This is a genomic window from Hydrogenophaga sp., from assembly GCF_031426985.1.
In the GTDB taxonomy this organism is placed as follows: domain Bacteria; phylum Pseudomonadota; class Gammaproteobacteria; order Burkholderiales; family Burkholderiaceae_C; genus Hydrogenophaga.
This window is the reverse complement of sequence record NZ_JASJOY010000145.1, coordinates 1-8,560: the sequence shown is the minus strand read 5'-3', so window position 1 is coordinate 8,560 and position 8,560 is coordinate 1. Positions and strand designations below refer to the sequence as shown.

At 61.6% G+C, this 8,560-nt stretch carries 8 protein-coding genes and 1 pseudogene; 4 read left to right on the top strand and 5 right to left on the bottom strand.

The features are described from left to right. Positions 1–124: 124 nt before the first annotated feature. From RMP09_RS16150 to RMP09_RS16135, 4 genes are all read left to right on the top strand, one after another. Positions 125–514 carry a VanZ family protein gene (locus tag RMP09_RS16150; RefSeq protein ID WP_310567007.1) on the top strand — a complete coding sequence of 130 codons (390 nt, stop codon included), beginning with the start codon at positions 125–127 and terminating at the stop codon, positions 512–514. Between the two features lie 27 nt (positions 515–541). Next, complete coding sequence (aat, locus tag RMP09_RS16145; protein WP_310567006.1) at positions 542–1,312, top strand: leucyl/phenylalanyl-tRNA--protein transferase; 771 nt, start codon at positions 542–544, stop codon at positions 1,310–1,312. Next, a complete protein-coding gene (locus RMP09_RS16140) occupies positions 1,309–2,046 on the top strand; it encodes an arginyltransferase (protein ID WP_310567005.1) in 738 nt (245 codons plus the stop codon). The genes aat and RMP09_RS16140 overlap by 4 nt, the downstream gene beginning before the upstream one ends. Positions 2,047–2,136: 90 nt before the next feature. Beyond that, the gene (locus tag RMP09_RS16135) at positions 2,137–2,940 is read left to right on the top strand and encodes an IclR family transcriptional regulator (RefSeq protein WP_310567004.1); all 804 of its coding nucleotides are present in this window, start codon (positions 2,137–2,139) and stop codon (positions 2,938–2,940) included. 69 nt (positions 2,941–3,009) lie between these two features. On the opposite strand, the gene RMP09_RS16130 is transcribed toward RMP09_RS16135, so the two are convergent. The 5 genes and pseudogenes from RMP09_RS16130 to ilvN form a co-directional block, all read right to left on the bottom strand. Next, positions 3,010–4,266: a D-alanyl-D-alanine carboxypeptidase family protein gene (locus tag RMP09_RS16130; protein WP_310567008.1), complete on the bottom strand. Its 1,257-nt coding sequence runs from the start codon at positions 4,264–4,266 to the stop codon at positions 3,010–3,012. Positions 4,267–4,453: 187 nt separating this feature from the next. Continuing rightward, positions 4,454–5,992 (bottom strand): 2-isopropylmalate synthase, encoded by a 1,539-nt coding sequence (locus tag RMP09_RS16125; protein WP_310567003.1) that lies wholly within the window; start codon positions 5,990–5,992, stop codon positions 4,454–4,456. Between the two features lie 241 nt (positions 5,993–6,233). Further along, positions 6,234–7,043: a CDP-diacylglycerol--serine O-phosphatidyltransferase gene (pssA, locus tag RMP09_RS16120; RefSeq protein ID WP_310567002.1), complete on the bottom strand. Its 810-nt coding sequence runs from the start codon at positions 7,041–7,043 to the stop codon at positions 6,234–6,236. 110 nt (positions 7,044–7,153) lie between these two features. Then, positions 7,154–8,203 (bottom strand): annotated as a pseudogene (gene ilvC / locus RMP09_RS16115) (ketol-acid reductoisomerase); the annotation flags it as partial. A 78-nt stretch (positions 8,204–8,281) separates the two neighbouring features. Next, on the bottom strand, positions 8,282–8,560 hold a 279-nt coding region (gene ilvN, locus RMP09_RS16110; RefSeq protein WP_310567001.1), incomplete at its 5' end, for an acetolactate synthase small subunit.

The window sequence follows — 8,560 nt, the reverse complement described above, 5'->3', positions numbered from 1 at the left end:
ATCAGCGAAGCCCGCTAGTCTACACCGGATTTCGCTGCTCACGGAACCCCCTTTGGATTTTCTCTGAGTCTTGCCTCCTGCGCCTGGAGGGCTTTGTCGTTCACCAAAGCCGTTACATTGGCTTATGGTCATGTCCCTGAGCGCGAAAAAAATCCCATTCTGGCTCGCATTGCTGGTGCTCACTGCTTTGTCACTGATGCCCACCGGATTGCTGCCGCCGCCAGTGTTCAGTCTGTGGGACAAGGCACAGCATGCACTGGGATTTGGCGGCCTCACGCTGCTGGGGCTGCTGACCTATCCGCACCATCGGGTGCGGTTGCCACTGCTCTTGCTGGCGCACGGGGGACTGATTGAATTGCTTCAGGCAGCCACCGGATGGCGCTATGGCGAGTGGCTGGACTTGCTGGCCGATGCCGTTGGCATTCTGGTGGTGATCGGGCTGTGGCGTGCCACGGCGACACGCTCCACTCGCGTTCGGCACGAAGCAGCCTCGCCGAACACATCCCAACCCTGAGCGCGCGCACGCTCGCACAATAGCGGGATGACTCAGCCGCCCCCCACCCGAGCTGTCCCCTGGCTGGAACCTGGACAGGCTTTTCCGCCGGTCGACTCGGCGTGGGGTGCCAGCGACCCGGCACCCGGCTTGCTGGCCGCCGGCGGTGTGCTGGATGTCCCGACCCTGGTGACCGCCTATTCGTCTGGCATCTTTCCTTGGTACAGCTCCGGTCAGCCGGTGTTGTGGTGGAGCACCGATCCGCGCATGACCCTGAGACCGTCACAGTTCAGGCTCCACCGTTCACTGCGCAAAACACTGCTGGAGCTGCTGCGCGACAACCGCTTGCGCGTGCGCATGGACCATGACTTTGAACGCGTAATCCGCGCTTGTGCTCACGCCCCGCGCGACGGCCAGAGCGGCACCTGGATCCTGCCCACCATGGTGCAGGCTTACACACAGCTGCACAGGGCCGGGTTGGCGCACAGCGTGGAAACGTGGATCGATGGCGAACTGGCCGGCGGACTGTATTGCGTGAACCTGGGCGCCATGGTGTTTGGGGAATCCATGTTCAGCCGCCGCAGCGACGCTTCCAAGATCGCGCTGGCCGCCCTTGTGGCCTTCGCACTCGCCCACGACTTGCCTCTGATCGACTGCCAGCAGGAAACCGCCCACCTGGCTTCGATGGGGGCCCGTCCACAGCCGCGCGAGGCGTTCTGCAGGCAACTGGGCCAAGCCCTGCAGCACGCCAGCCCCATCTGGCACTTCGACCCCATATACTGGAGCCAGCTTCTCCCAAACGGTGCTGCCCACGCGTGACCCACCCGAAAGAACTCCCGCTCCAGGCGCTGCAGTTTTACGCGACGGCGCCCTACCCGTGCAGCTACCTGGCAGGACGCCAGGCACGCTCCCAAGTGGCCACCCCAAGCCACCTCATCCACAACGACGCGTATTCCGACCTGGTCACGCACGGCTTTCGCCGCAGCGGCATGTTCACCTACCGGCCTTACTGCGATGGCTGCCAAGCCTGCGTGCCGCTTCGCATTCCCGTCAAAGACTTTCAGCCCAGCCGCAGCCAGCGGCGCAGCCGCTCACGACACGCCCACCTTGAAACACGGGTGCTCAAGCTTTGCTTCATCCCCGAGCACTATCAGTTGTACTTGCGCTACCAGAACAGCCGCCACGCTGGCGGCGGCATGGACCACGACAGCATCGACCAATACACCCAGTTCCTGCTCCAAAGTCGCGTCAATTCGCGCCTGATCGAGTTCTACGAACCAGCAAGCCAAGATCGGGCCGCGAAGCTGAAGATGGTGTCCATCGTCGATGTGCTCAACGATGGCCTGTCTGCGGTGTACACCTTCTACGAGCCGGACGATGTTGCAAGCTACGGCACCTACAGTGTCCTGTGGCAGATCGAACAGGCCCTGACGCTGGGACTGCCCCACGTCTATCTGGGCTACTGGATTGAACACAGCAGCAAGATGGCCTACAAGACCGGATTTCGGCCACATCAGCTGTTGATCGACGGTCATTGGGTGAGCGGTCGTTGAATCCGGCGCAGACCAGTGGTGCGAGAACCGCGCTCCACCCTGCGGAACGGCAATTTCATCTTGTAAAATAGCAGCAACCTTTTTGCTGCCATGAACAAACGAACCGACAGCCTGCCCAGCACCCCCACCGTTCAGGTGATCGAGCGCATGTTCAACCTGCTGGAGGTACTGGCCTCCCGGGAAGAGCCGGTGTCTCTGAAAGAGATCAGCGAAAAAACCGGGTTGCACCCATCCACCGCGCACCGCATCCTCAACGACCTGACCATCGGCCGCTTTGTAGACCGCCCGGAGGCAGGGAGTTATCGCCTGGGAATGCGCCTGCTGGAGTTGGGAAACCTGGTCAAAGCTCGATTGAGCGTGCGCGACGCCGCGCTGCAGCCCATGCGTGAACTGCACAAACTGATTCAGCAACCGGTCAATCTGAGCGTGCGCCAAGGCGACGAAATCATCTACGTCGAACGCGCCTACAGCGAGCGTTCAGGAATGCAAGTGGTTCGAGCCATTGGTGGTCGCGCACCACTGCACCTCACGTCGGTGGGCAAGCTGTTCCTGGCTGCAGACGAGCCGCAACGTGTGAGGGCCTACGCCACGCGCACAGGCCTGGCCGGCAACACCCGCAACAGCCTCACACAGTTGCCCACACTGGAACGCGAGCTCAACCAGTGCCGTCAGGCCGGACTGGCCCGCGACAACGAAGAACTGGAGCTCGGTGTGCGCTGCATGGCCGCTGGCATTTACGACGACCAGTGCAAGCTGGTGGCCGGCCTGTCGATTTCAGCGCCGGCCGATCGCATCGACGAGAACTGGGTACCCAAGCTGCGCGCCACAGCGGCCGAAATTTCGGCCGCCCTGGGTTGCCCCACGGCAAAGGCCGTGCTGGCCGGCGTCCGCTGACGCGGAGCACTTCTCCGCCCTCCATAAAAAACGGCCCTTTGATGGGCCGTTTTTTATGCGAGCAACGCTTCAACCCTGAGGCCGGGCGAAACTCTGCTGGATGCTTTGGGCCTCGACCCAGCGGCGGACTCTCTCGGCGTCCTGCGCGCGACTGAGCTTGCCGGCGGAGTCCAGGAACACCATGATCAGTTTGCGCCCCGCCACTTTGGCCTGCATCACCAGACAGCGCCCTGCTTCCGAGATGTAACCCGTCTTCTGGAGACCGATTTCCCATTCCGGGTTGCGGATCAGGCGGTTGGAATTGTTGTACTGCAGCGTGCGATGCCCCAATTCCAGCTGGTGGCTGGGCGATGTGGACAGACTGCGCAGGATGGGACGCTCGTAGGCCACGGACACCAGCGTCGCCAAGTCGCGCGCACTGGATTGGTTCTGGCTCGACAGGCCCGTAGGTTCAACGTAGCGGGTGTCGCGCATGCCCAGCTCACGCGCCTTGGCATTCATCAGGCGGACAAACTGGTCCGAGCCACCGGGGAAGGTGCGCCCCAAGGCATTCGCCGCTCGGTTTTCGCTCGACATCAAAGCCAAGTGCATCAACTCGCCGCGCGACAGGGTGGTGCCAACCGCCAGCCGGCTGTTGCGGTACACCATGGCATCGTCATCGGTGATGGTGATCTGTTCGTCCAGCGACAGATGGGCATCGGCGATCACCAGGCCAGTCATCAACTTTGTGAGCGACGCGATGGGCAGCACCGCCGTGTCGTTCTTGCTGAACAGCACCTCGCTGGTTTCCTGGTCCACCACCAGCGCCACGCTCGAATTGAGATCCAGCGCATCATGCGACGCCCGCAGCCCCAGGCGCTCACCGGTTGACACGCGAGGCTCCACGGGCACGCGCACAACGGATGCGGCGAGCAGGTCGACTTGTGCGCTGGGACGGTTTTTGCCCGAGGCCAGACGAAGCGCCTGCTTCTTCTGCCCTGTCGCACGAGCCAGACGATCCGGTCGACCAGCCTTGGCCAGTTTGGCGCTGCGTTCCACGGAGGACTTCGCTTGCGCTGAGCCGTTTTTGCTGCCCCGAGCGGTCGCGACAACCACTTTCTTGCCCGCGGACTTCTGCGCCGTGCGCGCCCCCGAAGGGCTTTTGGCCGTCACCGACTTGGCCAATGTCGGCCTCTTGCTTTTTTCAGCGGCCTTGGCAACAACCGTCTTTTTGGCCTTGCCACTGCTTGTGGCCGTGTTGGCGGCGAGCGCCAGCGTCGAGACGGACAAACTCGCCGTCAGCACCGCACCTGCCGCCAGCCGCAGCGCGTAACGAATGCCTTGCATGCGAAGAATCATGTGCCCACTCCAACCGAATTAACCAATTGATTGGAGTATAGGCAAAAGCAAAAAAACTAGCAATATCAAAAGCTTGCAAAAACTTCCTCATGATGGATCGAATTGCCTCCGATTTCGCAGGCAACTCGCCCATCCTGAGTAAGTTTGTTTGACAAGTCCTTGATTTTTCTAAGTTTCAGCCTTGCGCCGCCACACGATCGGCTTTGCTGCTGAGCTTGTTGAGCGCACTCAGGTACGCCTTGGCCGAGGCCACGATGATGTCGGGGTCCGCCCCCACGCCGTTGACCACGCGACCCGAGTGCTGCAGGCGCACCGTCACCTCGCCCTGGCTCTCCGTCGATCCGCTGATGGCATTGACCGAGTACAGAACCATTTCAGCGCCACTCTTGACATGCGACTCGATGGCCTTGAGCGAAGCATCGACCGGACCGTTGCCGTCGGAGGTCGCCTTGACCTCTTTGCCTTCAACCGTGATCACGATCTCGGCATGGGGCCGTTCACCGGTCTCCGAGCGCTGGGCGAGCGACACGAAGCCGTACTGCTCCTTTTCAGCCGTCACGCTCTCGTCGCTGCACAGGGCCAGAATGTCCTCGTCAAAGATTTCGCTTTTGCGATCGGCAAGCTCCTTGAACCTGGCGAACGCGCTGTTGATCTCCGACTCCGACTCCATCTCGATGCCCAAGTCCTGCAAGCGCTGCTTGAAGGCGTTGCGACCACTGAGCTTGCCCAGCACGATCTTGTTGGCACTCCAGCCCACGTCCTCGGCCCGCATGATCTCGTAGGTGTCGCGCGCCTTGAGCACGCCGTCCTGGTGGATGCCCGAAGCGTGCGCGAAGGCATTGGCCCCCACCACCGCCTTGTTGGGCTGCACCACGAAGCCGGTGGTCTGGCTGACCATGCGGCTGGCGGGCACGATCTGGCTGGTGTCGATACCCACATCCAGGTTGAAATAATCGCGACGCGTCTTGACCGCCATCACGATCTCTTCAAGCGAACAATTGCCTGCACGCTCACCCAAGCCGTTGATCGTGCACTCCACCTGGCGCGCGCCCCCGATCTTCACACCAGCCAGCGAGTTGGCAACCGCCATGCCCAGGTCGTTGTGACAGTGCACCGACCAGATCGCCTTGTCGGAGTTGGGGATGCGCTCGCGCAGCGTCTTGATGAAGTCGCCGTACAACTCGGGGATCGCATAACCCACGGTGTCGGGGATGTTGAGCGTGGTCGCCCCCTCCTTGATCACGGCTTCCAGCACGCGGCAGAGAAAGTCCATATCGCTGCGGTAGCCATCTTCCGGGCTGAACTCGATGTCTTCCACCAGATTGCGGGCAAAACGAACCGACAGCTTGGCCTGCTCAAACACCTGGTCGGGCGTCATGCGCAGCTTCTTCTCCATATGAAGAGGACTGGTCGCGATGAAGGTGTGGATACGAGCCCGGCTGGCGCCTTTGAGTGCTTCGGCCGCGCGGGAAATATCGCGATCGTTCGCACGGGCCAGCGAGCAGACCGAGGAATCCTTGATTGTGTTGGCAATCGCCTGCACGCAATCAAAGTCACCATTGGAACTGGCGGCAAAGCCCGCCTCGATCACGTCGACCTTGAGGCGCTCCAACTGGCGCGCAATGCGCAGCTTCTCGTCCTTGGTCATGGACGCCCCGGGCGACTGCTCGCCGTCGCGCAAGGTGGTGTCAAAAATGATGAGCTTGTCGGTCATGTGATTCTCCGGAGGGTCGCCTCGTGGGCAGCACTTGAAAAAACCCGCAGTAGAAAACAAAACGGCCCGCTGCGGGTGCAAACGGGCCGTTGTAGGAAGTCGCTCGCGCGTTACCAGACCTGCCCGTCAAGGACATCCAGTAGTAGCGAGAACGAAACGTGATTCATGCGATGCAATGTAGCACAAAGCCCTGGCCGTCCGGATAGAGAAAAACCATCGGCATGATGCGGCCCACTCCGGCTCATTCGTGCAGGCCGCGTTCGTCCGGCTCATCGGTGGACGTGCTGATGACGCTGGTGGGCCTGCCCTTGGACCTGCGCCAGAAATACATGCCGTAGCCGGAGAAACCGTACACCACAAACAGCCCGAACAACACCGTGGGCGGGTGGATGTTGATCACCGCAATGCCCAGCGCCACCAGCACGATGGCCGCGAAGGGCACGCTCTTCTTGAGGCTCAGGTCCTTGAAGCTGTAGAACGGCACGTTGGTGACCATGGTCAACCCGGCATACAACGTCAGAGCGAACAGCGGCCAGGTCAACACGGTGCGGTCGAGTTCCAGTTCGGTGGCCAGCCAGATGAAGCCTGCCACCAGCGCGGCAGCGGCAGGCGATGGCAAGCCCTGGAAGTAACGCTTGTCCACCACGCCCGTGTTGACGTTGAAGCGTGCCAGCCGCAAGGCAGCGCAGGCGCAGTACACAAAGGCGGCGATCCAGCCCCAGCGACCGATGTCCTTGAGCACCCAGACATAGGCCACCAGGCCCGGCGCAGCACCAAAGGACACCATGTCGGACAGGGAGTCCATCTGCTCGCCAAACGCACTCTGGGTGTTGGTCATGCGGGCCACGCGACCGTCCAAACTGTCGAGCACCATGGCGGCGAAGATGCCAACAGTGGCCAGATCGAAACGGCCATTCATGGCCATGACGATGGCGTAGAACCCGCCGAACAGCGCCGCCAACGTGATCATGTTGGGCACCATATAGATGCCCTTGCTGCGTTTGGGCTGTTCGATGATGGGATCGTGCTGAGGATCGGTTCCGTCGTGCATGGGAAGTATTGAAAGGCCCGTCGGGCAGTTCTGGCAGTGTAAGTCAGTGGCACGCCAGCAGAAACGACAAAGGCCACCGGAGTGGCCTTTGTCTTTGAACGCGAGCGCGATCAGTTGCGGGTCTGGTCGACCAGCTTGTTCTTCGCGATCCAGGGCATCATGGCGCGCAGCTGGGCACCCACCACTTCGATCTGGTGATCAGCGGTGTTGCGGCGGCGAGCGGTCATGCTCGGGTAGTTCAGACGGCCTTCCTGGATGAACATCTTGGCGTAGTCGCCGTTCTGGATGCGCTTGAGCGCGTTGCGCATGGCCTTGCGCGACTCTTCGTTGATCACTTCCGGACCCGTCACGTACTCGCCGAACTCCGCGTTGTTGGAGATCGAGTAGTTCATGTTGGCGATGCCGCCTTCGTAGATCAGGTCGACGATCAGCTTGAGTTCGTGCAGGCACTCGAAGTAGGCCATCTCGGGGGCGTAGCCGGCTTCGACCAGGGTTTCGTAGCCCATCTTGATCAGCTCGACAGCACCACCGCACAGCACGGCCTGCTCGCCGAACAGGTCGGTCTCGGTCTCTTCCTTGAAGTTGGTCTCGATGATGCCGGCCTTGCCGCCACCGTTGGCCATGGCGTAGCTCAGGGCCAGTTCACGGGCCTTGCCGGACTTGTCCTGGTGCACAGCGATCAGGTGGGGCACGCCGCCACCCTGGGTGTAGGTGTTGCGCACGGTGTGGCCAGGGGCCTTGGGCGCGACCATCCACACGTCCAGATCGGCGCGAGGCACGACCTGGTTGTAGTGCACGTTGAAGCCGTGAGCGAACACCAGCGATGCGCCCTGCTTGATGTTGGGGGCTACGTTGTTGGTGTAGACCTCGGCGATCTGCTCGTCGGGCAACAGGATCATGACCACGTCAGCGGCCTTCACGGCATCGTTGACTTCCATCACGTTCAGACCGGCCTTGCCGACCTTGTCCCAGGAAGCACCGCCCTTGCGCAGACCAACCACGACCTTCACGCCGCTGTCGTTCAGGTTCTGGGCGTGGGCGTGGCCTTGCGAGCCGTAGCCGATGATGGCAACCGTCTTGCCTTTGATCAGGCTCAGGTCGCAGTCTTTGTCGTAAAAAACTTTCATGGTCATTCCTCTTTGGGGGTATTGGTGTGCCGTTCGAACATGAGCCCGTCGAAGGCCCTCGACAGGCCCAGCCCGAACGGCGGTTCGGCTGAGCCCGAAAAACCTGCAATCTTAAACGCGCAAGATGCGCTCGCCGCGACCGATGCCGCACGCACCCGTGCGCACGGTTTCGAGAATCGCGCTGCGGTCGATCGCGTCCAGGAACGCGTCGTTTTTGCCCTGGTCGCCGGTGAGCTCGATGGTGTAGCTCTTCTCGGTCACGTCGATGATGCGGCCGCGAAAGATGTCGGCCATGCGCTTCATCTCTTCACGTTCCTTGCCCACCGCGCGCACCTTCACCAGCATGAGCTCACGCTCGGTGTAGGCGCCCTCGGTCAGGTCCACCACCTT